This window comes from Allopusillimonas soli (assembly GCF_004153445.1).
GTDB classification, from domain to species: domain Bacteria; phylum Pseudomonadota; class Gammaproteobacteria; order Burkholderiales; family Burkholderiaceae_B; genus Allopusillimonas; species Allopusillimonas soli.
In genome coordinates this window covers 527,495-553,286 of sequence record NZ_SDQC01000002.1, presented here as the reverse complement: position 1 = coordinate 553,286, position 25,792 = coordinate 527,495, and the positions used below count along the sequence as shown (strand labels likewise).

General features: G+C 59.8%; 29 protein-coding genes and 1 tRNA gene. 23 read left to right on the top strand and 7 right to left on the bottom strand.

The genetic code is table 11. From position 1 onward, the window contains the following. Positions 1-5 precede the first annotated feature (5 nt). Positions 6-698 carry a phosphoribosylanthranilate isomerase gene (locus tag ERD78_RS08410; protein WP_129968819.1) on the top strand — a complete coding sequence of 231 codons (693 nt, stop codon included), beginning with the start codon at positions 6-8 and terminating at the stop codon, positions 696-698. A gap of 87 nt (positions 699-785) precedes the next feature. Here ERD78_RS08410 and ERD78_RS08405 read toward each other — a convergent pair. Further along, positions 786-862: transfer RNA gene (locus ERD78_RS08405), tRNA-Val, on the bottom strand. Positions 863-1,048: 186 nt separating this feature from the next. Here ERD78_RS08405 and ERD78_RS08400 point away from each other — a divergent pair. The 8 genes from ERD78_RS08400 to ptsP all read left to right on the top strand — a co-directional run bounded on the left by ERD78_RS08400 (position 1,049) and on the right by ptsP (position 9,166). Beyond that, positions 1,049-1,762 carry a VOC family protein gene (locus ERD78_RS08400; protein ID WP_167668885.1) on the top strand — a complete coding sequence of 238 codons (714 nt, stop codon included), beginning with the start codon at positions 1,049-1,051 and terminating at the stop codon, positions 1,760-1,762. A 99-nt stretch (positions 1,763-1,861) separates the two neighbouring features. Next, on the top strand, positions 1,862-2,857 hold the full coding sequence (locus ERD78_RS08395; protein WP_129968817.1) for a Bug family tripartite tricarboxylate transporter substrate binding protein: 996 nt from the start codon (positions 1,862-1,864) through the stop codon (positions 2,855-2,857). A 261-nt stretch (positions 2,858-3,118) separates the two neighbouring features. Next, a complete protein-coding gene (thrS, locus tag ERD78_RS08390) occupies positions 3,119-5,065 on the top strand; it encodes a threonine--tRNA ligase (RefSeq protein WP_129968816.1) in 1,947 nt (648 codons plus the stop codon). An 11-nt stretch (positions 5,066-5,076) separates the two neighbouring features. Next, entirely contained in the window at positions 5,077-5,640 is a 564-nt protein-coding gene (infC, locus tag ERD78_RS08385; RefSeq protein WP_209019964.1) for a translation initiation factor IF-3, read from the top strand. Between the two features lie 77 nt (positions 5,641-5,717). Beyond that, on the top strand, positions 5,718-6,677 hold the full coding sequence (gshB, locus tag ERD78_RS08380) for a glutathione synthase (RefSeq protein WP_129968814.1): 960 nt from the start codon (positions 5,718-5,720) through the stop codon (positions 6,675-6,677). Between the two features lies 1 nt (position 6,678). Continuing rightward, on the top strand, positions 6,679-7,077 hold the full coding sequence (locus tag ERD78_RS08375) for a PTS sugar transporter subunit IIA (protein WP_129968813.1): 399 nt from the start codon (positions 6,679-6,681) through the stop codon (positions 7,075-7,077). A 31-nt stretch (positions 7,078-7,108) separates the two neighbouring features. Continuing rightward, on the top strand, positions 7,109-7,378 hold the full coding sequence (locus ERD78_RS08370; protein ID WP_129968812.1) for an HPr family phosphocarrier protein: 270 nt from the start codon (positions 7,109-7,111) through the stop codon (positions 7,376-7,378). Positions 7,379-7,450: 72 nt separating this feature from the next. After that, the gene (ptsP, locus tag ERD78_RS08365; protein WP_245152415.1) at positions 7,451-9,166 is read left to right on the top strand and encodes a phosphoenolpyruvate--protein phosphotransferase; all 1,716 of its coding nucleotides are present in this window, start codon (positions 7,451-7,453) and stop codon (positions 9,164-9,166) included. A 60-nt stretch (positions 9,167-9,226) separates the two neighbouring features. On the opposite strand, the gene ERD78_RS08360 is transcribed toward ptsP, so the two are convergent. Beyond that, entirely contained in the window at positions 9,227-10,456 is a 1,230-nt protein-coding gene (locus tag ERD78_RS08360) for an ammonium transporter (protein ID WP_129968810.1), read from the bottom strand. A gap of 74 nt (positions 10,457-10,530) precedes the next feature. Further along, a complete protein-coding gene (locus ERD78_RS08355) occupies positions 10,531-10,869 on the bottom strand; it encodes a P-II family nitrogen regulator (protein WP_129968809.1) in 339 nt (112 codons plus the stop codon). A gap of 445 nt (positions 10,870-11,314) precedes the next feature. On the opposite strand from ERD78_RS08355, the gene ERD78_RS08350 reads away from it, so the two are divergent. The 4 genes from ERD78_RS08350 to ERD78_RS08335 all read left to right on the top strand — a co-directional run bounded on the left by ERD78_RS08350 (position 11,315) and on the right by ERD78_RS08335 (position 14,033). Then, positions 11,315-11,521 (top strand): hypothetical protein, encoded by a 207-nt coding sequence (locus ERD78_RS08350; protein ID WP_129968808.1) that lies wholly within the window; start codon positions 11,315-11,317, stop codon positions 11,519-11,521. A 60-nt stretch (positions 11,522-11,581) separates the two neighbouring features. Further along, positions 11,582-11,842 (top strand): hypothetical protein, encoded by a 261-nt coding sequence (locus ERD78_RS08345; RefSeq protein WP_129968807.1) that lies wholly within the window; start codon positions 11,582-11,584, stop codon positions 11,840-11,842. A 138-nt stretch (positions 11,843-11,980) separates the two neighbouring features. Continuing rightward, complete coding sequence (locus tag ERD78_RS08340) at positions 11,981-12,250, top strand: accessory factor UbiK family protein (RefSeq protein ID WP_129969106.1); 270 nt, start codon at positions 11,981-11,983, stop codon at positions 12,248-12,250. Positions 12,251-12,446: 196 nt separating this feature from the next. Further along, the gene (locus ERD78_RS08335; protein WP_129968806.1) at positions 12,447-14,033 is read left to right on the top strand and encodes a YifB family Mg chelatase-like AAA ATPase; all 1,587 of its coding nucleotides are present in this window, start codon (positions 12,447-12,449) and stop codon (positions 14,031-14,033) included. A 10-nt stretch (positions 14,034-14,043) separates the two neighbouring features. On the opposite strand, the gene ERD78_RS08330 is transcribed toward ERD78_RS08335, so the two are convergent. Genes ERD78_RS08330 through dctP form a run of 3 tightly spaced genes read right to left on the bottom strand, consistent with a single transcriptional unit; the run spans position 14,044 to position 16,873 of the window. After that, complete coding sequence (locus ERD78_RS08330; protein ID WP_129968805.1) at positions 14,044-15,354, bottom strand: TRAP transporter large permease; 1,311 nt, start codon at positions 15,352-15,354, stop codon at positions 14,044-14,046. Next, complete coding sequence (locus tag ERD78_RS08325; RefSeq protein ID WP_129968804.1) at positions 15,347-15,868, bottom strand: TRAP transporter small permease subunit; 522 nt, start codon at positions 15,866-15,868, stop codon at positions 15,347-15,349. The genes ERD78_RS08330 and ERD78_RS08325 overlap by 8 nt, the downstream gene beginning before the upstream one ends. Continuing rightward, positions 15,869-16,873 (bottom strand): TRAP transporter substrate-binding protein DctP, encoded by a 1,005-nt coding sequence (gene dctP, locus ERD78_RS08320; protein ID WP_129968803.1) that lies wholly within the window; start codon positions 16,871-16,873, stop codon positions 15,869-15,871. 200 nt (positions 16,874-17,073) lie between these two features. On the opposite strand from dctP, the gene ERD78_RS08315 reads away from it, so the two are divergent. The 9 genes from ERD78_RS08315 (at position 17,074) to ERD78_RS08275 (ending at position 24,714) form a co-directional block, all read left to right on the top strand. Beyond that, positions 17,074-17,805 carry an IclR family transcriptional regulator gene (locus ERD78_RS08315; protein ID WP_129968802.1) on the top strand — a complete coding sequence of 244 codons (732 nt, stop codon included), beginning with the start codon at positions 17,074-17,076 and terminating at the stop codon, positions 17,803-17,805. 65 nt (positions 17,806-17,870) lie between these two features. Then, positions 17,871-18,695 (top strand): TauD/TfdA dioxygenase family protein, encoded by an 825-nt coding sequence (locus ERD78_RS08310; RefSeq protein ID WP_129968801.1) that lies wholly within the window; start codon positions 17,871-17,873, stop codon positions 18,693-18,695. 244 nt (positions 18,696-18,939) lie between these two features. Continuing rightward, positions 18,940-19,137: a 50S ribosomal protein L35 gene (rpmI, locus tag ERD78_RS08305; protein ID WP_129968800.1), complete on the top strand. Its 198-nt coding sequence runs from the start codon at positions 18,940-18,942 to the stop codon at positions 19,135-19,137. Between the two features lie 19 nt (positions 19,138-19,156). After that, positions 19,157-19,516, top strand: a complete 360-nt coding sequence (gene rplT / locus ERD78_RS08300; protein WP_129968799.1) for a 50S ribosomal protein L20 — start codon at positions 19,157-19,159, stop codon at positions 19,514-19,516. A 76-nt stretch (positions 19,517-19,592) separates the two neighbouring features. After that, positions 19,593-20,615 (top strand): phenylalanine--tRNA ligase subunit alpha, encoded by a 1,023-nt coding sequence (pheS, locus tag ERD78_RS08295; RefSeq protein WP_129968798.1) that lies wholly within the window; start codon positions 19,593-19,595, stop codon positions 20,613-20,615. 33 nt (positions 20,616-20,648) lie between these two features. Then, positions 20,649-23,057 carry a phenylalanine--tRNA ligase subunit beta gene (gene pheT / locus ERD78_RS08290; protein WP_129968797.1) on the top strand — a complete coding sequence of 803 codons (2,409 nt, stop codon included), beginning with the start codon at positions 20,649-20,651 and terminating at the stop codon, positions 23,055-23,057. Positions 23,058-23,072: 15 nt separating this feature from the next. Continuing rightward, positions 23,073-23,393, top strand: a complete 321-nt coding sequence (locus tag ERD78_RS08285) for an integration host factor subunit alpha (protein ID WP_180029197.1) — start codon at positions 23,073-23,075, stop codon at positions 23,391-23,393. Between the two features lie 85 nt (positions 23,394-23,478). Continuing rightward, positions 23,479-23,895 (top strand): MerR family transcriptional regulator, encoded by a 417-nt coding sequence (locus tag ERD78_RS08280; RefSeq protein WP_129968795.1) that lies wholly within the window; start codon positions 23,479-23,481, stop codon positions 23,893-23,895. Between the two features lie 12 nt (positions 23,896-23,907). Beyond that, a complete protein-coding gene (locus tag ERD78_RS08275) occupies positions 23,908-24,714 on the top strand; it encodes a ferritin-like domain-containing protein (RefSeq protein ID WP_129968794.1) in 807 nt (268 codons plus the stop codon). On the opposite strand, the gene ERD78_RS19765 is transcribed toward ERD78_RS08275, so the two are convergent. Next, on the bottom strand, positions 24,683-25,192 hold the full coding sequence (locus ERD78_RS19765) for an anti-sigma factor domain-containing protein (protein WP_167668884.1): 510 nt from the start codon (positions 25,190-25,192) through the stop codon (positions 24,683-24,685). The two genes, ERD78_RS08275 and ERD78_RS19765, sit on opposite strands and share 32 nt — an antisense overlap. Here ERD78_RS19765 and ERD78_RS19760 point away from each other — a divergent pair. Then, on the top strand, positions 25,191-25,760 hold the full coding sequence (locus ERD78_RS19760) for a hypothetical protein (protein WP_167668883.1): 570 nt from the start codon (positions 25,191-25,193) through the stop codon (positions 25,758-25,760). The genes ERD78_RS19765 and ERD78_RS19760 overlap by 2 nt on opposite strands. Positions 25,761-25,792 lie beyond the last annotated feature (32 nt).

Here is a 25,792-nt window from a genome sequence, read left to right as displayed (position 1 = left end):
GAGGCGTGGTTCAGACCAATTTATGGCGCACACGGGTGAAGGTCTGTGGGCTGACCCGCCCGCAGGATATTGACGCCGCCGTTCGAGCGGGCGCAGACGCTGTCGGGTTTGTGTTCTATCCCGCCAGCCAGCGTATGCTCGATGTGGCAAGCGCTCGGACACTGAGGCAGCGTGTTCCCGCTTTCGTGACCGTCGCCGCCTTGTTTGTCAATGCAGAGCCAGGCGATATCCGGGCTGTGCTCGACCAGGTTCGGCCCGACGTGCTGCAGTTTCACGGGGATGAACAGCCTCGCGATTGCGAGCAGTTTGACCATCCCTATATCCGCGCATTTCGTGTGGGAGCACCAGGCATGGATACGCCTGAGGGCCTGCTGGCTGAGTGTCATCGCTACGACTTGGCTTGCGGATGGCTGTTCGACAGCTATAGCGCAGGCTATGGTGGCAGTGGCCTGGCATTCGATGTCGATTTGCTTGGCGGCGTGCAGCGCACCGCGAATGGTCGCCCCATTATCCTGTCCGGCGGGCTCAGGCCCCAAACCGTGGGCGCATCCATACGCGCCGTGCGACCCTATGCTGTGGATGTCAGCAGTGGCGTGGAAGATAGCCCGGGTATAAAGTCGGCCGATCGCATTGCCGCCTTCCTGGAGGCAGTTGGCAAGGCTGATGAGCAGGCGTCGAAAGGCGATAACAATAACTGAGGCAACAAAAAACCCGCAAGGATCTGGCCTGTGCGGGTTTCGAAGCGCTCGCAACGCCTGTGAGCGGGCGTCGGAAAACGGTGTGATTGGTAGGCAGTACTGGATTCGAACCAGCGACCTCTACGATGTCAACGTAGCGCTCTAACCAACTGAGCTAACCGCCTGAAGGAACAGCATTCTAGCCCAGGTTTTTGATCACTGTCAAATTGCGGGACTGGCGCCTGGGCGGGCGCGATCCGCATCGATTTTCGAGGCGAAATAAGTGGGCTGGCATATCGCCGGCGTGGCGGGGCGAGATTTCGGAGTATATTCAAAAGCTCGCGGACAATAATATGGGGATCACCTGCTGCATGGAAGCACTTGCGTTCGATCATCTCGTTCTGATGTTGCGCGATCGGCTGATGAGTCTTGCGCCATCGTTCGAAGAAGACGGATATTGCCTGACCGACCTGGCAGTGCACAATCTGGGCTCCATCAATCGTCTCATCACGTTGCATGGCAGCTATATCGAGCTGCTGGGATGGCCGGGAGGGCAGCCGCCTGCCCGCAAGGAAATCGCGCAGTCTCCGCTAGGGCTGGATGCGCTGGTGTTTCGCACGTGCGATGCGCTGCAAACGTACGAGCACTTGAAGCGCCGGCAATTCGATGTAAATCCCGTACAGCATCTTGAGCGGCCCTGCGTGATCGATGGGAAAAACTGTCTGGCCAGTTTTGAGACGGTCCGTTTCGCCGTGCAGCCGATTGCCGGGTTCAGGGTATATTTTTGCCAGCATATGACACCGGATTATGTCTGGCAGGATCATCTCATGCGGCATGCCAATGGCGCCACGAGGCTTGATGCCATAGAGATACGGGCGCGGCATCCGGAAACCGTGGCCCGCACCTTGGGCTCCTTGACACACGCGGACGCGAGGAACATGAAGGATGGCACCTATCGCGTCCCGCTTGCCAATCTTGATATCGATATCCTGCCGGATGCTTCCCTGCAAGATGCCAGAATAGATGGGGCTGTCCTGACAGATGGTCGGGGCAGACGCTGGCGCTTCAATACCAACGTGCCCTGAAGGCGCGACTTGTCTTGTCGGGCGCGTGATGGCAATCGTCATGCACCGGTGCATTTTTCTTTATTCAAATAAGGTGCGTGCAAGCACAAAGGATACAACATGATCGGATATCTTCAACATTCCCGGTTCCGCAGGGAGGCTATCTTAAAACTGGGCGCAGCTTGCCTGCTCGCCTCCGGGCTGTCGGGCCCCGTGCATGCCAATGACGCCCCGGTGAAATTGGTGGTACCGTTTCCGCCTGGCGGCAGCACGGACATCGCCTCGCGCATCATACAGCCCAAGCTGTCCGAGTTGCTTGGCCGTACTGTCATTGTGGAAAACAAGCCGGGGGCGGCAACCCAGATCGCTTCACAGTATGTGGCGCGTTCCAAGCCGGATGGCAATACGCTGCTGGTCAGTTTCGATTCGCACGCCATCAACCCCATAGTCCGGCCTGACTTGCCCTACGACACGTTCAAGGATTTCCGCGGCATTGCCTTTGCGTTGCGCTTCCCTCTGGTGATTGCCGCATCGCCTGCCACGCCGGGCAATAATTTGAAGGCCTTCCTGCAGGCTGCCCGGGAGCAGCCCGGCAAATTCAGCTATGCATCCACGGGTGCAGGATCGCTGAACCATCTTGGCATCGAGGATCTGAAACGCCGCGCCAAGGTGGATATTTTGCACGTGCCTTTCGGTGGCGGTGGGCCGGCTGTGCAGGCGGTGCTCAGCAATGTCGTCAACTTCACGACGCTCAGCTACGCTGCGCTGAAGGCCCATATCGCTTCAGGGGCGGTCAAGCCGCTTGCTGTCACCGGTACGAAGCGCCTTGCCGACCTGCCAGACACGCCGACTGTGGAGGAGTCGGGGTTTCCCGGCTATGAGGCCTATTCATGGATAGGCATTTTCGCGCCTGCGGGAACGCCCGAAGACACAGCCAAGACGCTGACGCAAGCCTTCCAGAAGGCGCTATCGGACAAGGAAGTCGAAGCCAAACTGATGGACCTGGGCTTCGAGGTGGTGGCCGAGGATGGCGCTAGCGCCGACCGTTATGCGCGCGAGCAATTTCAGCGGTGGGATACCTTCGTCAAGGAAACAGGGCTGTCGCTGAAGAATTAATGCGCCGCTCGCTGGCATTTTTGCAACATCCTGCCGCACTCAGTGCTGCGTCCGCACGATTATGAGGGCGCAGCGCGTGCGCGGATGTTACACTACTGATAGAAAAAACCTTGCTTTTTGATACATGAACACAAACACTACGCGAACTACTACGACCCGGCATACATGATTGCCGCCGCGTACTGTTTTGTCATGCATTCTGCAAACCAATACACCGATGACGCGGCCAAGGCCGCGTTTTTGCTTTTTCAGGACTTTTAGATGGTTCAAATTACCTTGCCCGACGGCTCACAGCGCGAGTATCCCGGTCCCGTTTCGGTCAGTGACGTGGCGCACTCCATAGGCACAGGCCTTGGACGCGCAGCACTGGCTGGCCGGGTTACCGTGGATGGCGCCGAGCCTCGGCTGGTAGATACCAGTCATATCATAGATCGCGATGCCAAGCTGGCCATTGTGACAGCCAAGGATGCCGATGGCCTGGATCTCATCCGCCACTCCACGGCACATTTGTTGGCTTACGCGGTCAAATCGCTGTTTCCAGATGCTCAGGTCACCATCGGGCCGGTCATCGACAACGGTTTTTACTACGATTTTTCCTACAAGCGTCCTTTCACGCCTGAGGATCTCGAGGCCATCGAGAAAAAAATGGCTGAGCTTGCAAAGAAAGATGAAACCGTGGTGCGCGAGGAATGGCTGCGCGACGATGCCGTCGCCTTCTTCAAGAGCATAGGGGAGGACTACAAGGCCGAAATCATTGCGTCCATCCCTTCCAACGAAACCATCAGTTTGTATCGCGAAGGCGACTTCATCGACCTATGCCGAGGCCCTCACGTCCCGTCGACCGGCAAGCTCAAAGTCTTCAAATTGATGAAGGTGGCTGGCGCCTACTGGCGTGGGGACAGCAACAATGAGATGCTGCAGCGCATTTATGGCACGGCCTGGGCTACCAAGGAAGAGCAGGCGGCCTATCTGCATATGCTCGAAGAGGCGGAAAAGCGCGACCATCGCAAGCTTGGACGCGAGCTTGATCTCTTTCATTTCCAGGACGAGGCGCCGGGGCTGATTTTCTGGCATCCCAAGGGCTGGACTTTGTGGCAGCAGGTCGAGCAATACATGCGCCGGGTCTATCAGGACAATGGCTACCAGGAAGTCAAGGCGCCCCAGATCCTCGATCTGTCGTTATGGAAAAAAACCGGGCACTGGGACAACTACGCCGAAAACATGTTCACGACCGAGTCCGAAAACCGTGTCTATGGACTCAAGCCCATGAATTGTCCCGGCCACGTGCAGATTTTCAACAGCAATCTGCATTCGTATCGCGAACTGCCGGTGCGGTATGGCGAGTTTGGCCAATGCCACCGCAATGAGCCGTCTGGTTCGCTGCATGGCATGATGCGGGTGCGAGGCTTCACTCAGGACGACGGGCATATTTTCTGTACCGAAGACCAGTTGCAGGACGAGTGCGCCGCCTTCACGGCCTTGCTCCAGAAGGTCTACGCCGATTTTGGCTTCACGGAAATCCTCTACAAGGTGGCAACGCGACCTGAAAAGCGCATCGGGTCGGACGAGGTGTGGGATAAGGCAGAGCAGGCGCTCATGGAGAGCCTGGATCACACCGGCTGCATATACGAAATATCCCCCGGCGAAGGCGCCTTCTACGGCCCCAAGATCGAATATACGCTGAAGGATGCCATCGGGCGCCATTGGCAATGCGGCACGATACAGGTTGATTTTTCCATGCCGCAGCGTCTTGGCGCAGAGTATGTCGATGCGTCCGATCAGCGCCGGACGCCCGTCATGCTGCATCGGGCCATTCTCGGTTCGCTGGAGCGTTTTATCGGCATGCTCATAGAAAATCATGCCGGCGCCATGCCGGCATGGCTCGCACCGGTTCATGCGGTGGTGTGCTGCATATCCGAATCATCGGGTCAATATGCCGATCAGCTCGCTGGAAGCCTGAAAAAACAAGGGTTTAGAGTGGAATCCGATTTGCGTGGCGAAAAAATCACCCGTAAAATTCGTGAACACAGCATGCAGAAACTGCCTTACATACTGGTTGTGGGCGAAAAAGAGCGGGAAGCCGGCACGGTGGCAGTGCGTGGCCGCGGGGGCCTGGATCTGGGCGTCATGACGCTGGAACAGTTCTCGGCACGCTTGCGGCATGAAATCGAAACGCGGCAAGACAGCGGAAAAGCTGGTCAGGCCTGACTAAATCATCAATAGGAGTCTTAGACATCGCAACCGAAAAGTCACATCGCATCAATGGTGAAATCCGTGTACCCGAGGTTCGCCTCATAGGCACGGAGGGCGAGCAGCTCGGGGTATACAAAACGCCCGAGGCTTTGCACCTGGCCGAGCAAAATGACGTGGATCTGGTCGAGATCGCGCCCAACGCATCCCCGCCGGTCTGCCGCATGATGGATTACGGCAAGTTCAAGTATCAGGAGCAGAAGCGCCAGCAGGAAGCGCGCGCCAAGCAGAAAGTCATCCAGGTCAAGGAAGTGAAGTTCCGTCCGGGTACTGATGAAGGCGATTACCAGGTCAAGCTGCGCAATCTGCGTCGCTTCATCGAAGAAGGCGACAAGGCCAAGGTTACTTTGCGGTTTCGTGGCCGTGAAATGGCCCATCAGGAGTTGGGCATGCGTGTACTTGAGCGCGTGCGGGACGACCTGAACGAACTCGTGCAGGTGGAAGCCATGCCCAAGCTCGAAGGCCGCCAGATGGTGATGGTCCTGGCGCCCCGCAAAAAGGCACCCGCGGGCAAGGGCGAACCGGCATCCTGATTCCATCGTTTCCAGCAGTTTCCTCAAGCCAGCCATGACGAGGCCCTGGGTCTCGCCATGGCGCATGCAGGTGTACCATGCACATTCTGTTCATCATCGACCCCTTGCTGTCGCTGAAAGCCTACAAGGATTCATCAGTTGCCATGATGCGATCCCTCGTGTCGAGAGGCCATGTGCTCAGTGTGGCGCACCAGGGAGACCTGTATATAGACGAAGGCGTTGTAAAGACGGTTGCCACGGGTATATCGTTGGTTGAAGACGCTGATTTGCACGGCCACTCGTGGTGGCGCCAGCGGGTTGCGTTGGCTGAGTATGGCCTGGCCGATTTCGATGCGGTGGTCATGCGCAAGGATCCGCCGTTCGACATGGAATACGTGTATTCCACACACCTGCTGGAGTATGCGCAGGCCCAGGGTGCCAAGGTGTATAACGCGGGCGCCGCCATCCGCAATCATCCCGAGAAGCTGGCCATCACGGAATTCTCGCAGTTCACTTCGCCCACGCTTGTGACGCGGGATATGGCTAGGCTGCGCGCATTTCATGCCCATCACGCGGATGTGATCGTCAAGCCGCTGGATGGCATGGGCGGCACAGGCGTGTTTCGGCTCCAGGCCGCCGATGCCAACCTGGGAGCCGTCCTTGAAACGCTCACCGACAATGGTCGGCGCACTATTATGGCCCAGCGCTATATTCCGGAGATCGTCAATGGCGACAAGCGCATACTCATCATTGACGGGCAAGCCGTACCTTATGCGCTAGCCCGCATTCCCCAGGCAGGAGAAACGCGCGGCAATCTGGCCGCTGGCGGACGCGGCGTGGCGCAGCCTCTGACACAGCGTGACAAGGCCATAGCGCAAGCGTTGGGCCCCATATTGAAGCAGCGTGGGCTGCTGCTGGTGGGCCTGGACGTCATTGGCGATTATCTTACCGAGGTCAATGTGACCAGCCCGACCTGTTTTGTCGAGATTACCGAACAGACTGGCTTCGATGTGGGCGAATGCTTTGCCATCGCGATTGAGGAAGCGGGGAAGCACTGATATGGCCCGCATACTTCTGGTCATGCATGCGCCGCTTGGAGCGGCTTTCGCCGACTGCGCCGGCCATGTGCTGGGCCGTGAGCCCGGCCTTTCGGTGTTCGATGTCGCGCCCGACGCCGATCCGGAAGCGGAGGTGACGCGCCTGGCCCGCATGCTGCAGCATCAAGGTGACGCGACGCTGGTGCTATGCGATATTTACGGCGCCACGCCGTTCAACATCGCCAAGCGCGCGATAAGGCTGGCAGCCAGCGAGGGTATCGATGCGCACCTCATCACTGGCACCAATCTGTGCATGGTATTGAAGGCCTTGACCGAACAGCAGGAAAATCCGGATAAACTTAGCGAAGCCGTACGCGAAGGCGCGCTACGGGGTATCGTCAACGCCGACCAGAGCAACTGACTGTCTGGGACATTTCACACAACAAGAATCTATGCCATCTATTGATATCGTGATCAGCAACAAGCTCGGCCTGCATGCCCGCGCAGCGGCCAAGCTCACGCAGCTTGCCAGCAAGTTCAGCAGTGAAATATTCATTTCCCGTGGTGCGCAACGCGTCAATGCCAAGAGCATCATGGGGGTCATGATGTTGGCGGCGGGTATGGGCGTCACCGTCAAGGTCGACGCCACAGGCGCCGACGCGGAACCGGCCCTGCGGGACATCCGCGCCCTGTTCGACGGCAAGTTCGGCGAACAGGAATAGGCTGGCGACGGCAATCATTCAGATCCCATCATGACGCAGCAACCTTCCCTAGTCGATGCAGGCAACGGTGCCATGCTGTGCGCGCAGGGGCAGGGCGTAGTTCGAGGCTATGCAATCGGGCGAGCTGCCGTCATGGGTGCCGCCACGCTGGAGGTGCCTCATTATCGCATTACAGAGCAGGATGTGGCTTCCGAGTGCGCGCGTCTCAAGCAGGCGCTCCAGGCTGCGCGCAGCGAACTTGACGACATCGTGTCCACGCTGCCCGATGACGCGCCGCGCGAGCTGGGGCCTTTGCTTACCGTGCACAGCATGCTGCTGGGCGATCCGACGCTGCTGCAACAGACTTGCGATCTCATCATTGAGCGTCATTACAACGCCGAATGGGCATTGACCAGTCAGGGGCAATACCTGGCCGAGCAGTTCTCGCTGATGGACGACGAGTATCTGCGCGAGCGCGGCTCAGATATCCGGCAGGTCATAGAGCGCGTTCTGCGGGTCATGTCCGGGTCCAGTGCGCTGCTGTCTCATCTGGACGCAGGTCCGGATGACGAGCCGCTTATCGTGGTGGCCAGGGATATCTCTCCGGCTGACATGCTGCGTTTGCGTGGTGCGCGTTTTGCGGCTTTTCTGACCGATCTGGGTGGGCCCACTTCGCACACGGCCATCGTGGCGCGCAGCATGAATGTGCCAGCCATTGTAGGTTTGGGGCACTTTCGCGGGCTTGTCAGGGATGGCGATGTGCTTGTGGTGGACGGTTTCACCGGCGCGGTGTTGATCAATCCTTCGGAGCGGGTGCTGGCCGAGTATCGGCTGCGACAGGCCGAATTTGCACGCGAGCGCGCCGAACTGGCGCTGTTGCGCGATGCGCCGGCTGTCACGCTTGACGGCATCGTCATCAAGCTCGAGGCCAATATCGAGCTGCCTGAAGAAGCCCACGCCGCCATGGCGGCGGGGGCGGACGGCATAGGGTTATTCCGCAGCGAATTTCTTTTCATGGGGCGGGCGGACCTGCCCAGCGAGGACGAGCAATATGAAGCTTATGCGTCGGTGGTCAAGACCATGCAGGGAAAGCCTGTCACCATACGCACGCTGGACATTGGCTCGGACAAGAACCTTGACGGCGACATCACCGTGGCGACAAATCCGGCACTGGGACTGCGAGCCATACGTTATTGCCTAGCCAACCCCGAAGTTTTCGCCACGCAATTGCGTGCCTTGCTGCGCGCCGCGGTCTTCGGGCCGGTGCGCATCCTGATACCGATGATTTCACACATGCACGAGGTGCACGCCGCGCGGCGCGCCATCGATTCGGCATGCAGCGAACTCGACGCTCGCGGAACACCTTATGCGCGAAATTTTCTGTTGGGCGCCATGGTGGAGATTCCCGCCATTGCCATTGCCATCGAACCGTTTGTCGAGTCTCTTGATTTTCTGTCCATAGGCACCAATGATCTGATTCAATACACGCTTGCCGTGGATCGCGGCGATGCCGACGTTGCCACGCTGTACGACCCCATGCATCCAGCGGTTCTTCGGCTCATCGCGCACACGATCAACGCCGGCGAGCGGGCGGGCAAGCCGGTTGCCGTCTGCGGCGAGCTTGCCGGTGATGCGCGCGTGACGCGCATGCTGCTGGGCCTCGGCCTCACAGAATTTTCCATGCACCCGCAACAATTACTGGACGTCAAGAAGGAAGTGCGCCAAGCGCACTCCAATGCACTGAGAGTCAAGGTAGCATCAGCCCTGAACCGCGCCGAGCGGATAGATCTGTCCGCACTGTCGGGTTGAACGGATGCCGCCAGTGGTGACGATGGCGGCATCTGCAGGCACTCGCGGCCTCTTGCGTTGCTAGAAGTGATAGGCTGTTTCGCCATGGGCATTGATATCCAGGCCCTCGCGTTCCTGATCATTGGGCACGCGCATGCCGCCGGTCAGCTTGTCGGCGACGAAGCATGCGAACAGCGCGACAAGGCCCGACCACAGCACCGTGATTATCACACCCTCAAGCTGCAGCCATACTTGATGCGGAATTGCGCCAAGTGTTTCCAGCCCCGGACCGCCCAACGGCTGTGCATTGAAGACCCCGGTGAGCAAGGCGCCCACGATGCCGCCCACCCCGTGGATGCCGAACACGTCCAGAGCGTCATCCGCACCCAGCATTCGTTTCAGGCCATTGACGCCCCAGACGCACACCGCGCCGCAGACCAGGCCAATGACGAGGGCACCGCCCGGCCCGACCAGGCCCGCCGCGGGCGTGACGCCGACCAGGCCGGCTACCGCACCCGATATGGCGCCCAGCAGGGAAGGCTTCCCCTTGAGTTTCCACTCCACCGCCGCCCAGGCCAGAATGCCGGCCGCAGTCGCGATGACTGTGTTGAAAAAGGCAAGCGCGGCGGTTTCGTTGGCCGACAAGGCAGAGCCGGCATTGAAGCCAAACCAGCCGACCCAGAGGAGGGAGGCCCCTATCATTGCCATGGGCAGATTATGCGGCTGCATGGCTTCGCGGCCGTAGCCCATGCGCCTGCCCACATAATAGGCGCAGATCAGCGCGGCCACGCCCGAGTTGATGTGCACGACAGTGCCCCCGGCAAAGTCCAGGGCGCCGCGTTCGAGCAGGAAGCCGCCGGGACCCCAGACCATATGGGCGATGGGCACATAAGCTAGGGTCATCCAGATAAGTGTAAAGACCAACACGGCGCTGAAGCGGACGCGTTCGGCGAAGCCTCCCAGGATGAGTGCGCAGGTGATGCCGGCGAACGTAGCCTGGAATGTGGCAAACGACAGCTCTGGAATGGTGCCCGCCATCTGGTAGACGCCCGTAGTCAGGTCCTGCATGCCGGAGAAAAACACGCGAGACATGCCGCCCAATATGGCGCCGCCCTCGGTGAAAGCGAAGCTGTAGCCATAGGCGAACCAGGCGACCAGCGCAAGGGCGAATACCGCCGTGACTTGCACAAGCACAGACAAGACATTTTTTGCGCGCACCAGGCCGCCGTAGAAGAGGGCCAGGCCCGGCATGACCATGAACAGGACCAGCACCGTCGAGATGCTTACCCAGGCCAGATCGGCTTTATCCATTGTGATGCTCCTGAGGTGGGCCGCTGAGCGCGGCCATAGAGGAAAGGTTGATGCAAAGAAAAGGGCAGGGGAGTCTAGAGGGCGTTTTCCCCCTGTTCCCCCGTGCGGATGCGAATGGCCTGTTCGATGTCAGTCACGAAAATCTTGCCGTCGCCGATCTTGCCCGTGTGGGCGGCCTGGGTCAGGCATTCGACCGCCTGTTCGACCATGGCGTCGGGGATGGCCAGTTCGAGTCTGAGCTTGGGCAGGAAGTCCACGGTGTATTCGGCGCCACGATAGAGCTCGGTATGGCCTTTCTGGCGGCCGAAACCTTTGACTTCTGTCACGGTCATGCCCTGGATGCCGATATCAGAGAGCGCCTCCCTGACTTCGTCCAGCTTGAATGGTTTGATGATGGCGGTGATGAGTTTCATGGCAATGTCCCTGTAAGAGGTGTCGCCCACATCCACGCAAAAGGCATGCCAGTTTTCCAGCCAAGGGAAGCGCGTTTATGCCTCAGGCGTTGGTGCCAGATGCGTCGAAATGGTGCGTCGCTGAGGCGCAGCGCACGAAAATAGGGCATCGTGGCTAGGGAAAGTACGCACAAAAGTGTAACCAGACCCTCGCCCCAGCTGTGCTTTGTATCTGTCTGTACGTCTTGCGAACCGGTCGAATCAGCCGAAGAGCCATTGACAATAGGGCCCGAGAAGGAAATCCGGACATGCAAATCATTATTTTTGAAATCAGGATTTACACTAGGACGTCATCCTTGTCTCTAGAATGATTTTCAGCCAGTTGTAACCCCAGCTCGCTGCTGAACCGTCAGTCGCACCGGACTCAGCCATCATCAACCTGCGACGTCGGACAAGAGAGGACCCTATGATCAAGACTCGTACTCATCTCGCCATCATTGCCATGATCGCTTCCATGAGTCTGCTCGGCGCATGCTCGAAGGAAGACAACAGCGCTTCGGGTGACAGCACGGCAGCGCCGGCTGCACCTGCGGCACCGGCCGCGCCAGCGGCGCCGGGCGGCACACCTGATGCCGGCGGCGGTTCGATGGGTGGCTCATCATCGGGGGGCTAGGATTCCGCGTATCGCAAGCCCCATTCGCACAGTTTCTGGCGACTCAAACGAAGGACTAGCATGACCAAAACGCATAAATATCTCACTATTGCCGCCATGGTGGCCTCGCTGGGCCTGCTGGGCGCGTGTTCAAGCGACGATACGTCCGACACGGGCTCGGCCAGCGCAGATCAATCCATATCCGACAAAATGGGCAATGCCGCCCACAACGCCGGAGAGGCCGTCCGCGAAGGGGCCGACAAGGCCGACAAGACTATTCAGGATAATCTGGGAGATGGCAGCCCCAGTACTGATACGCCGCCGCCCGAAAATCAGGGATGATTTTCGTGGCGTGTCCAAGCGCCTCCACGAACGGGCCATTACGGCCCGTTCTTTTTTGGCCTCGGATGTTGAGGATTTTCTATACACTAGAGGCGGGAGCGCGCGGCGCATAACGTGTCTTTGAAAAGGGGGCTGGCCATGGCCATACGCAACGACTGGATGGAAGATTTTCAGAAGAATATGTCCGAGCTAATCGCAAAGAGCCCGGCCGCCGACATAGAGCGCAATGTAAAGGCAATGATGTCGCAGACTTTTGCGCGCATGGATCTCATCACACGCGAAGAGTTCGATGTACAGGCCCAACTGCTCGAGCGCGCCCTCGCGCGCATCACGGTGCTGGAATCACGCGTACAAGCGCTGGAGGGGCGTCCCGACACGCCGCTGCAGCAAGGTACGCCGCACAGTTGATGCAGGCCTTGACGATGGCCGCCGTGCTTCGGGTGTGCACCCAACCGATTTGAATGCACGGCAAGGCGCGTCGGCGGCGTCTTGGCGAACGCGTATTGGCGCAGCTGGATGTGTGGGCGGAATCATCCCGTCTTTCGTGGGCTTGCGCGCATTACCTTGTCATACTTGCATCCCGTCTATTTAAAGGATGCAGTTCATGTCGCTTGCTGTGCTCTCCAGCCGCGCGCTGTGTGGCCTGGAAGGGTTTCCTGTCAGGGTTGAGGTGCATGTGGGGCCCGGTCTGCCGGCATTTCATATCGTAGGTCTGGCCGATATCGGTGTGCGTGAAAGCCGTGAACGTGTGCGTGCAGCCATCGTCAGCAGCGGGCTCGCGTTTCCCGCGGGGAGAATAACCGTCAACCTGGCGCCGGCCGACTTGCCCAAAGAGTCCGGACGGTTCGATCTGCCCATTGCGTTGGGAATACTGCTGGCATCCGGACAGGTGCCATCAGGGCCAGGATGCGAGCCGGATCTCCGGCACTATGTGTTCGCTGGCGAGCTATCCCTTACGGGCGCGATCATGCCTGTTATGGCGCCCCTGGCCATTGCACTAGCCGTGGCCCGCGAGAGCCGCGATGCGCGCCTGGTGCTCCCCACTGCCAGTGCTTGCACGGCTGCGCACGTGCCCGGTGTCACTGTTCTGGCGGCCAGTACGCTGGCCGAACTGGTGGTGCACTTCGGCGGGGGGCAGCCCTTGCCTGTTGCCAAGCCGCGATCTTTTCCGGCCTGGGCGAAGGCGGGGCTTGACGGACATGACACGCCCAGCGGGCAGGGCGAACGCGCAGGCGATGTGGCCGCGGGGCGCGGGGCAGTGTGCCTGTCGGACGTGCGGGGCCAGATACTGGCTCGTCGGGCGCTGGAGGTCGCTGCGGCAGGCGGGCACAATTTACTGATGTCGGGCCCGCCGGGCGTTGGAAAAAGCATGCTTGCGCAGCGGCTGCCGGGCTTGCTGCCGCCGCTGTCCTCCGGGCAGATGCTCGAGGCGGGCGCATTGGCAGGGTTGCGCCACCATGGGGATGCCCTGGCGCTGTCCGACCAGCCTCCGTTCCGCGCACCGCACCACAGCGCTTCAGTGGCCTCGCTTGTTGGCGGCGGCAGCCACCCGCGCCCAGGTGAAATAAGTTTGGCGCACCACGGCGTGCTCTTCCTGGACGAACTGCCCGAGTTTGATCGGGTTGCGCTGGAGGCCTTGCGGGAACCACTGGAAACCGGCCAGGTGACTATCTCCCGCGCCCTGCGTACTGCCACTTTTCCCGCTGCGTTTCAACTGGTGGCAGCCATGAATCCCTGCCCCTGCGGATGGCAGGGGCATCCGCGCAAGCCATGCACATGCTCCGCCGAGGCGGTGCGCCGCTATCGCCACCGTATTTCGGGGCCTTTGCTTGATCGCATCGACTTGCAGATCGCCTTGCCCGCGCCGGATGCGGATTGGGTGGATGCCGAACCAGGAGAATCTTCGTCCATAGTGCGCGAAAGAGTATTGCGCTGCCGGGCCGTGCAGCTTGCACGACAGGAAGTCGTGAATGCCGCGCTGCCTGCTGCGCGTATCGACGCCTGCTGCCGCCTCACCGTGCCGGCCCGCGATTTGCTCAGGCAAGGCCAGTCGCGCTGGCAGTGGTCGTCGCGCACGGTCCATCGTGTAATGCGTGTCGCCCGGACGTTGGCCGATCTTGCCGAGACCGAAGACATCGAGGCGCAGCATCTCGCCGAGGCCATAGCCCTGCGCAGCCCCTGGGGAGAATAGCGTCCGATTGCTATCTGATATGCTGGGGCAGATAGGTGGCCAGGTCGGGAAACACGCCCACGAGCAGCAGCACGGCTGCCATGATGATGACATAGGGCAGCGTGCCGGCAATGATGCGCGTAAGCGGAACGTCTTCAACCACGCCCTGGACCACGAACAAGTTCAACCCGACCGGCGGCGTGATAAGCGCCATTTCCATATTGATGACCATGATGATGCCGAACCAGATGGGATCCCAGCCCATGGCGACGATAATGGGAATCAGGATGGGGGCGGTGATAACGATGATCGACAGGGTTTCCATGAAACAGCCCAGGAAGATCAGCAGCAGATTGATGGTGATGAATGCTGCCCAGGCGGGGACGTCCAATTCAGCAACGACGCGGGATATGGTGGGCGCCACGCTGCTGGTTGTCATGGCATAGCCAAACAACATGGCGCCGGCAATGATCATGAGAACCATCACGCTGCCCTTGGCCGTCTCCCTAAGGATCAGGACAAGCTTCTCGCGTGTCAATTCGCGGTATATGGCGCCTGACAGCACAAGACTGGCCAGGACGCCGAGGGCCGCAGCTTCGGTGGGTGTGGCGATGCCCTGGTAGATTGTGCCCAGGATGACCCAGATCAGGATGGCGACCGGCACTATGTGTTTGAGCGCCATCAACCGTTCCCTGGTTGATACGCGCTCGCTGTCGCGGGCGGGCGCGCGCGCCTGTTCGCTACGTGCGATCCATACCTGGTAGCCAATGAAGCTGAGGGCCATGATGATGCCTGGGATGATGCCGGCGATGAACAACGCACCTATGGACTCTTGGGCAATAATGCCGTAGACGATCAGCGGAATGCTGGGAGGGATCAGGATACCCAGCGTGCCGCCCGCTGCCACCGCGCCGCAGGCGACTTCATCGCGATAGCCAAAACGGCGCATTTCAAGCACCGAAAAGCGGCCAATAGCGCCTGCTGTAGCGACGCTGGACCCTGACACCGCGGCCATGATGGTGCAGGCCAGCGTCGTGGCGACCGACAGCCCTCCTGGCACGCCATGCATCAAGGTGGCTAGTGCGCCATACAGGCGCGCGCCCATGCCTGACGCGGAAATAATGGCACCCATCAGGATGAAAAGCGGCACTGCCGTCAGCGTGAAGCTTGTCACAGACGACCATAGCGTAGGCGCAACCAGGCCCAGAGCGTCCACGCCGCCGCCCAGAATGGTAATGGCGCCAATGCCAACCGCCATGAGAGAAAAGGCGACCGGAATGCCAATCAGCAGTGCGGCCAGCAGCGCGCCAAACATTGCCAGTCCGATCCACAGTTCAATCATGCGAGCCCTGCTTGTTGGTCAGCCTGCGTTCGCCAATCTGGAGAATCAACACCAGGAGCAGCCAGGCCATGCCGATGAAAAATACCAGGTAGGGTTTCCATAATCGAACGGACAGCAGGGTATCGGACATTTCCTGGCTGTCCCAGGCTTCCATGAAAAACCCGAAGCTCAGCCAAGCCAGTGTCGCCACCACAAGCACCATGATGGCGTCGGCCAGCCACATCATGACGCGTCTTGCGCGAGGCGGTGCCCGGCAGACCAGCAGGTCCACGCTGACGTGCGACCCTTCCCTGAGCGCGAAGGCGGCGCCGACGAAGGTGATGTAGCCCATGAGATAGGTTGTAATCTCCGTGACCCAGGAGTTGGTCATCAGAAACACGGTGCGCGCGACGACATCGTAGGCAACGAAGAGGCCTATCAGGAATGTCGCCAGGCCCGCTGACAGGCCTGAGAGGGTGATCAGGGCGTCAAGCGGCCGCCGGCGCTTTGTGGGTCTGGACGCTGCCTGCGTCATTTATTTGTAGAGCGCCAGCATTTCATCGAGCAGGTCGGCGCTTGAGGGATTGTCTTTCTTGAACTTGGGAAAGGCATGCTGCTCGAACAGTGCATGCCACTTGTTCCAACTTTCCAGAGACATCTGAGAGACTTTTACGCCATGACTGGCAAAAAGGGCGGCAACCCGGGAGTCTTCCTTGCGGGCACCCTCAAGTGCGCTTTCCTCCAGGCTTTTGCCGACTTCGGCCAGAATCTGCTGTTGCTCCGGGGTCAACTTTTTCCAGGTCTTCATGCTGATCGCAATCGGATCGATGGTGTAGTAGATGCTGTATTTTTCAGGCGACACGTAGTACTTGCTGACTTCATAGAGACGATAGGCACCAAAGGAGCTGGACGAGGTCCAGACAGCGTCCAGAAGGCCCATCTGCATGGCGTTGTAGTTTTCCGAGGAAGGCATGGACACGGTGCTTGCCTTGGCCTGCTGCAGCGCATACGACATGTATTTGCCCGCCGCCCGTACCTTTTCGCCCGCCACATCGGCATCGGAGTCGATGGGCTTTCCGGTCGATGCAACGCCGCCGGATATCTGTATCCAGCACAAGGTCTTGAAGCCGTATGCCTCCGCCTTGGCTTCGATCTTTTTCCATGGCTCCGTATTACGGAATCTGAAGACGTCGTCATGGGATTTCCAAATGCCCGGCATGAGGACCAGGTTCATTTCGGGAATGGCGCCCGCCGCATAGATATACGGATAGATGGAAAGGTCCACGGTGCCATTCTTGAGGGCGGTGTGGGTATTGCTGGCCTTGACGAGGGATTCAGCGGGGAAGAACTGGATCTTGATGTCGCCATTGGATTTCTTTTCCACTTCCTGGGCGAACTTGATGGCAGTTGCGATTACGTAGTCGGATTCCGCCTGTGGCCATTGGTGCGCCAGCTTCAGCGTAATGGCGTCTGCATTCATTGACGCCGTCATTCCGGCACTTACGGCCGCAGCCACCAGCAAGCATTTGCTCAACGCCATGTTTGTCTCCTTTTTCCGTATATGGAAATTTTTATGATATTTATTTTAAACTGAGAATTATGGCCATGGCAATCCTGTGTTGCCTGCCCTTGCGTCTTTTCTCGCCGGGTTGGCTTTTTCTTGACAGGCAAACATTTCTTTCTTTATATTGAATATATACGTTTAAAAATTCCATATAATGAATTTATAGAGAAAGCTCAATGGCTACCCTCAGTCGTTCCGCCTTGCGCCCCTTCGATATACTTGACGCGTTCCGCACAGCCAAGCGCCCGCTTTCCCTGTCGGAGATTTCGCAGTTGGCGAACATTCCTCTGTCCACCTGCCACAGCGTCGTGCGCTCGTTGGAGCAGTACGGGCTTCTGTACTTTTTATCGGGGCGGGAATCCTATCCCACACGCTGGCTCTGGGACGCCGCCCGGGAGATCAACGCCAACGATCCGGTTGCCACGCGGTGCCTGCCTGCGCTCACCGCGTTGCGCGATCAAACCAACGAGACAGTCATCCTGGGCACGCGGCAGGATGATCGTGTGCTGTACCTGCTGGTTGTGGAGAGCGGCCAGACCATACGCTATTCATCGCGGGTGGGCGACTTCAAACCGCTGCACTCGAGTTCCATCGGCAAGGTCATGCTGATGTCCATGCCCGAGAAGCAGCGCGAGGCGTGGCTGGCCGGCCATGCGCTTGAGCAGGCTACGCCCCATACGCTCGTCGATGCCGAGCGTCTGCGTGCAGACCTGGAGGCCAGCAGGCAGCGCGGATATACCATTACGCGCGGCGAGAATGTGGTGGACGTCATGGCCATTGCCGCCCCGCTTGTGCGGGGTGCCATGGCCTTGGGTGTGGCTGTTGCGGGACCGAACCAGCGGGTGGAACAGAATGCGGGTCGGATTGCGGACCAACTGCTTGCCTGCATGGAAAAAATCACGTTGTAGAGGCGCAGCGGGCACCTGGTCGGCATGGATGCCGCAGGAAGCGTGCGCCAGTCTGGAGAAATGCGATGGAGATACGGAAAATCGCCGGCGCCCTGGGCGCCGAAATCACTGGCGTCGACCTGTCCGGGGGAATGAGCGCGGCGCAGGCCGCCGAGGCACGTCAGGCACTGCTTGACCATCAGGTTATTTTCCTGCGCGACCAGGACATTACGCCCGAGCGCTTCCTGGATTTTGCGCGGGCCATGGGGGAGCCGATCGAGTATCCCTTTGTCAAGGGCCTGGATACATTTCCTCAGATCATAGAGGTTAAGAAGCTGGAGCACGAGAAGGTCAATTTCGGGGGAGTCTGGCATTCCGACACGACCTATCTCGAGATTCCTCCCATGGGTTCCATGCTTCTGGCCCGCGAAGTCCCGCCGTATGGCGGCGATACGTTGTTTGCCAATATGTATCTCGCCTATGAAACGCTGTCCGACACGATGAAAGGCATGCTGGACGGACTGGTCGGCATCAGCACGTCGGCCAAGGCGGATGTGTCGCGTACGCGTGAGGATCGCATCAGAACGGACGGCAAGCAGGGGGCGAGCGAAGACTACGTCGCCGAACACCCCATCGTGCGTACGCATCCCGAGACCGGGCGCAAGAGCTTGTACGTGAATATTGCCCACACGGCCGGCATCAAGGGCATGACTGATGAGGAGTCAGCGCCGATACTGGCGTATCTGTTCAGGCACCAGATCAGGCCGGAGTTCACGTGCCGGTTTTCCTGGACGCGGCACGCCATCGCATTTTGGGACAACCGCTGCACCATGCACAATCCCGTCAACGACTATCATGGGTTCAGGCGCTTGATGTATCGGATCACGCTCAAGGGCGACAGGCCCCGCTAAGCCCTACATCGGCATGGCGTGTATTCCCGCCAATCGAGTCTGGAGGCGGTGCGGCCTGGCAATGCCTGGATGCCGATGCAGGTGGACAAAATCCATAAAATCACTCTATAATCAAGGGCTTTTCTGGCTGGCAGCAACTTTTCGCGGCTTCCATGAAAACGCCAATAAGTGAATGGCAAGGTCAAGCAAGCGCATCCGGGAGGCCGGGGCCACCTGTCATGCATAAATCAATGAGCTTTGCATCATGCCTAAGATGAAAACCAAGAAAGGCGCCTCCAAGCGCTTTAAGGTTCGCGGTAGCGGTTCCATCAAGCGGGGCCAGGCGTTCAAGCGCCACATCCTTACCAAAAAGACCACAAAGAACAAGCGCCATCTGCGCGGTTCAACGGCCGTCCACGATTCGGACGTCGCCTCGGTCAAGGCAATGATGCCTTTCGCTTGATTACTGGAGAAACCTTACCATGCCACGCGTAAAACGCGGTGTTACCGCCCGCGCCCGTCACAAGAAAGTCATCAATGCAGCCAAAGGCTACCGCGGTCGTCGCGGTAACGTCTTTCGCATTGCCAAACAAGCCGTCATGCGCGCCGGGCAATACGCCTACCGCGATCGCCGCAACAAGAAGCGCACTTTCCGCGCTTTGTGGATAACCCGTATCAACGCGGGTTGCCGTGAGCTCGGCATGACCTACAGCCAGTTCATTGCCGGCACCAAGAAGGCCGCCATCGAGCTGGACCGCAAGGTTCTGGCCGACATGGCCGTCAACGACAAGGCCGGCTTTGCCGCGGTCGTGGCACAGGCCCGGAACGCACTGGCTTCGTAATTCGGCCGGCATCTTCTGTTGTTACATGCGAACGGGGCCTTTGTCGGGCTCCGTTTGCTTTTGGACTTTCGACACAATGACTGATTCGGCTGATGACCTGATTGTCCAGGCCAGGGAACTCTTTGCACAGGCAGGCGATGCCGCCGCACTTGAAAACGCCAAGGCCCGATTTCTAGGCAAACAGGGCGCGCTGACGACGCTGCTCAAGGGCCTTGCCCAGCTCGATCCCGCCCGGAAAAAAGAAGAGGGCGCGCGCATCAACCAGATCAAGCGCGATATCGAGGTATTGCTGAACGAGCGCCGCGCGGCGCTGGCTCAGGCCGAGCTCGACAGAAGGTTGGCGCAGGAAACCATTGATGTCACGCTGCCTGGGCGCGGCAGGGGATTTGGCGGCATCCATCCGGTCATTCAGACCTGGCAGCGCGTCGAAGCAATTTTCCGCTCCATCGGGTTTGATGTCGCAGACGGCCCCGAAATCGAAAACGACTGGACGAATTTCACGGCACTGAACAACCCCGAGAACCATCCCGCGCGGTCGATGCAGGACACTTTCTACGTCGACATGCAGGATGCGCAGGGCCTTCCCCTGCTGCTGCGCACGCACACCAGCCCCATGCAGGTGCGCTATGCCCGGATGCACACGCCGCCCATCAAAGTCATTGCGCCCGGGCGCACCTACCGGGTTGACAGCGATGCCACGCATTCGCCCATGTTCCATCAGGTGGAGGGGTTGTGGATCGCCGAAGACATCTCCTTTGCGGATCTCAAGGGCGTCTATACCGCCTTTCTGCGCGCTTTCTTTGAAACCGATGCGCTCTCCGTCAGATTTCGTCCTTCATTTTTTCCGTTCACAGAGCCTTCCGCCGAGATCGACATGATGTTCACGCGCGGGCCCAACCAGGGACGTTGGCTGGAAATATCCGGCTCGGGCCAAGTGCACCCGGAAGTCGTGCGCAATTTCGGATTGGATCCCGAACGCTATATTGGCTTTGCTTTTGGGTCTGGGCTCGAGCGGTTGACCATGCTGCGTTACGGCGTCAACGATCTGCGCCAGTTTTTCGAAGGCGATCTGCGCTTTCTGCGCCAGTTCAATCGCTGAACGCCTCCCTCCCACAATTATCACGAGCGGATCATGCAATTCCCAGAGTCCTGGCTACGCGCCTACGCCAATCCAGATATCGATACTCAGAGTCTGTCGCACCGCCTTACCATGGCGGGCCTGGAAGTCGAGGAGACCCAGCCGGCTGCGCCACCGTTTTCCGGTGTGGTGATAGCGCGGATTCTGGCCATCGCTCCGCATCCGAATGCAGACAAGCTTCGCATATGCCGGGTGGATGACGGTTCAGGCGAGCCTTTGCAGATTGTGTGCGGCGCGCCCAACGCGGCAGAGGGTATCAAGGTGCCGCTGGCACGCGTAGGCGCACAGCTGCCCGGTGGCATGACTATAGGCAAGGCAAAAATGCGTGGCGAGGCGTCGTACGGCATGCTGTGTTCGGCACGGGAGCTTGGCTTGTCGCAGGATCACGCCGGATTGCTCGTGCTGGATGACGACGCTGTGGTTGGCCAGAATCTGCGCGAGGCGCTCGATCTGGACGACACACTGTTTACGCTCAAACTGACGCCCAACCGTGCTGATTGCCTATCCATCCTGGGGGTGGCTCGCGAGGTCAGCGCTCTGACGGGCGCACCGCTTGCAAAGCCGTCTTTCGACCCGGTGCCTGTTACGCTGGATGATTGTCTGTCGGTGCAGGTGCAAGCCCCTGATCTATGCGGCCGATTTGCGGGCCGCATCGTACGCGGCGTCAATGCCAGGGCGGCAACGCCGGCCTGGATGAAATCGCGGCTGGAGCGCGCGGGCCAGCGATCCATTTCCGCATTGGTCGATATCTCCAACTACGTGATGCTCGAACTGGGACGCCCCACGCATGTGTTTGATCTGAATCGCATTGCCGATGGCCTGACGGTTCGTTGGGCGCGGCAGGGCGAGCAGCTGGCCTTGTTGAATGGCCAGACAGTAACGCTCGAACCCGACGTGGGGATCATCACCGCTGGCGGGCAGATCGAAAGCATGGCTGGCATCATGGGGGGGGATGCCAGCGCGGTCACACTGGGCACCACCGATATCTACGTGGAAGCCGCGTTCTGGTTTCCCGAGGCTATCATGGGCCGCGCGCGGCGTTATAAGTTTAGTTCTGAAGCGAGTCATCGATTCGAGCGCGGCGTCGACTTTTCCTCCATTCCTGAACATCTCGAGTACATGACCCGGCTGCTGCTCGACATCTGCGGTGGCCAGGCGGGACCCGTGGATGACCAGGTTATCGGCGTGCCAGACCGCAAGCCCGTGCGCATGCGGCTGGCACGCTGCCGCAAGGTGTTGGGCATCGATCTATCGCACGATGAGGTTGCGAACGTCTTTGGCCGGTTGGGCCTGCCTTTCGAGCTGGACGGCGACACATTTGTCGTGACGCCTCCATCGTACCGGTTTGATCTTTTCATCGAAGAGGATCTCATCGAAGAGGTGGCGCGCATTCATGGCTTCGAGCGGATTCCCGATATTGCACCGGTGGCACCAGCCAATATGCTGATTGAGACGGAAAGCAAGGTCGGGCCGCATGCGCTGCGGGCCCGGATGGCGGCGCTGGACTACCAAGAGGTCATCAACTTCGCTTTTGTGGAGGAGGACTGGGAACGCCATTACGCAGGCAACGACGAGCCTATCCGCCTGCTGAACCCGATAGCCAGCCAGTTGGCGGTCATGCGCTCCAGCCTTATCGGCGGCTTGCTTGCCAATATCGTGCACAATGCCAATCGCAAGCAGAGCAGAGTGCGAGTGTTCGAGCTGGGCCGGGTCTTTCTGCGCGATTCAGCGGTAGACGATGGCGAGCTGAACGTGGCCGGGGTAAGCCAGCCTGTGCGCCTCGCAGGCGCGGCATGGGGCCCCGCACTTGAAGAGCAGTGGGCCGAGCCGGCTCGCCTGGTGGACTTTTACGACGTCAAGAAAGATCTGGAAAGCCTGCTGGGCAAGAACGCCGAAGCATTGACATGCATTCCCGCGCCTCATCCCGCCTTGCATCCAGGGCGCAGCGCGCGGCTGGAGTTGCATGGGCGCACCATAGGCTGCATCGGAGAGGTGCATCCGAAATGGGCGCAGTTGTGCGATCTGGCACACGCACCGGTGGTTTTTGAGGTGGATATGCAAGCCATCTCCGAAAGCGCGCTTCCCGCTCCGGGCGAGTTGTCGCGTCAGCCTGTGGTGCTGCGCGATCTGGCCATTTGGGTCAAGCCAGAAGTAAGCTATCGTGATTTGTTGGATACAGTTACGCAAAGCATACAATCTGATGATACCCTTGGGGTCGTCAAAGACATTAAACTATTCGATGTATGGCGCGACAAGACCGCGCAGACAAACGAAAAAAGCATGGCTTTCCGTTTCCGCCTGCAAGGGCGGGATGCAACGCTCGATGATGCAACGGTCGAGCATTGCATGGCCAGTCTGTTGGAGGCACTGGTGTCCGCCCATGGCGTACGCCTGCGTGCATGAGGAGCACATCGCATCATGAAACCCGACCGTACTCTCACCAAGGCAGAGCTTGCCGAACTGCTTTTTGATCGCGTGGGGCTCAACAAGCGGGAGGCCAAGGATATCGTTGATACTTTCTTCGAGGAAATTCGCGAGTCGCTGGCACGCGGTGTCGAAGTGAAGCTATCGGGCTTTGGCAATTTCCAGGTTAGAGACAAACCGCCTCGTCCGGGCCGCAATCCCAAGACGGGCGAGATCATTCCCATCGCGGCCCGCCGGGTTGTGACTTTCCATGCCAGCCAGAAACTCAAGACCTTGGTCGAGACCGCTGGCCGGCCAGCGGCCAACGCTGAATAAGTTCCGACGGGATACGCCTCCGGCATTACCGCGCCCCGATCCCGAAAGAGAATCCGCAGACTCCTAACCGGCTTACAATGCGCTCATGAGTACAAGCGATAAACCAGTCACCTTACCGCCCATCCCCGCCAAGCGGTATTTCACCATCGGCGAAGTCAGCGATCTCTGCTGCGTCAAGCCGCATGTGCTGCGGTACTGGGAGCAGGAATTCACGCAACTCAAGCCCGTCAAGCGCCGAGGCAATCGTCGGTATTATCAGCATCACGAGGTACTGCTGATCCGCCGCATCCGCGACCTGCTTTACGAGCAAGGGTTCACCATCAGCGGTGCGCGCAACCGCCTGGGCGACAACCATGACGTGCCACACGACCAGGATGCGGCCGTTCGTCTTTCGGGTGCGGAGTTGCAAGCCCTGCGCAGCGACCTGGCCTCGGTGCGCGACATGCTGGGTGCCGTGCTCAAGGATACGGCTGGCGGGCCGGACGAGGCGCAGCTTTTCTGAGGCTAGGCACTTTTGCTTCGCGACCAGGCCCTTGACGCATTGTTGCTGTGCGACCCGGTGCGCAAGGCCGCCGCGGCCCGTGCGCTGACCGATGACATTGCGCTGCAGCCCGATGTGATGTTATGCGCACCGCCGCGCATTCCTGGGCGTCCCGCACGCCCCGAGCTTGTGGCTCCGCAGCGGGTCAGACAGCGCGGTGCCGGATCGCGGGAGGGGCGGGCAGCGCTCATTCATTCACTGGCGCACATCGAATTCAATGCCATCAATCTTGCACTCGATATTATCTGGCGCTTTCCGGGCATGCCTGATGCGTTCTATCGAGACTGGGCGCGTGTTGCGCGTGAAGAAGGCCTCCATTTTCAGTTGTTGTGCGAGCATCTGAGCACACTGGACATGCGCTACGGCGATCTGCCTGCGCATGACGGCCTATGGGAAATGGCCGAGCGCACACGGGATGATGTGCTGGCGCGCCTGGCGCTGGTGCCGCGCACGCTGGAGGCGCGCGGCTTGGATGCTTCACCGGTGGTGCGTGAAAAGTTGGCACGAGCGGGGGATGAGGCGGGCGCGGCCATACTGGATGTCATTCTTGCCGACGAAATCGGCCATGTGGGCATAGGCAACCGCTGGTATCGCTACCTGTGTGCGCTGCGAGGGCTGGATCCGGTTTCACAGTTCCAGGAAATGGCGCATCGCTACAAGGCGCCCCGCCTGCGCGGTCCCTTCAATCTCGAGGCGCGCCGGGCGGCCGGCTTTACCGAGGACGAGCTCCGGGCGCTGCAGGAAGATGCTAGGAGGCAGGCTGGCTTGTCGGCGGCGTAGCAGCCGCGTCCGCCTGTGCAGCCTGACCGAAGGTGACAACACGGCCAATGAACAGCACCGGCCCACTGGGGCTGGCCGACCCGCCCTGAGGCTCCAGTGTCATTTCGAAGAATTGCGATTTCCCAGGTTGGCCCATCAGATTGGCCGGGATCGTAACCGGCTCGTTGGGGTCTATCAGGCCCAAAGACCGCGGCTGAGGCAGCGTTTCATTGTGAGTCCAAAGCTGCACGGATGAATCGGCGGGCACATCGCTGTGCACCTGCGGTGCCATGCGCACATTGCCCTGAGGATCGAAGGTGACTATCCAGCCTGGCGTGGAACTCTGGCCAGGCGCCTGCAGAATCGCAGCCCGTGTTGGCGCCACCTTGACCACATTGATGGGCGGTTTGGCTGGCTGGGAAGGCAACAAGGCCAAAGCCAGCGCAATTGCGGCAAACACCAGTGTGGTAACCCTCCATAGCCAGACACTACCCAGCATGCTCCGCGAGGATGGCGGCAGCGGGCTGGTGGAGGACATTTCACCGGCAGGAGAGGTCGGGGTTGCCGTGCTCGGCCTGGCACCCGCACCAATATCTGCCGGGGCGAACGAGGCGCCCGATGTGGCTCTGGATGCGCTGGATGAGGATGGCGGCACTGGTGATGAAACGGGTGTGCCGCGCATTGCCGTGGCGCTGTCGTCCTTTCGCGGCGATGGGGAAGAGGGAGGGGATGCCTGGCGCAGGCCTGGGGCGGGCCTGGTTGGCTCGGCAGGCCGTGTCGACGTCGGCCGGGGCTGGATGGAGGACGGTTCACGCCTGATGGGCGCCGAGACCGTCGGCTCCAGGCTGCCTATCGTGTGTTCCACATTGTGGCTGCGTGCAGCCATATCGGCCGACGCGGCGCGTGCCGAGGCCAATTGGGTTACGGATGCAATCCGAGGTGCGGGCGCATCGTGTCCAGGAGATGCCGCGCCGTCGGCTTCTGGGTTTGCCGTTGGCGCTTCCTGGTGCCGGGGAGCGGTGTCGCTGCTGCTCTTGACCGCAGCCGGCTTTTCGGTGCCGGTGTGAGTGGAAGGCGTCGGCGTTTGCCCTGGCGATAT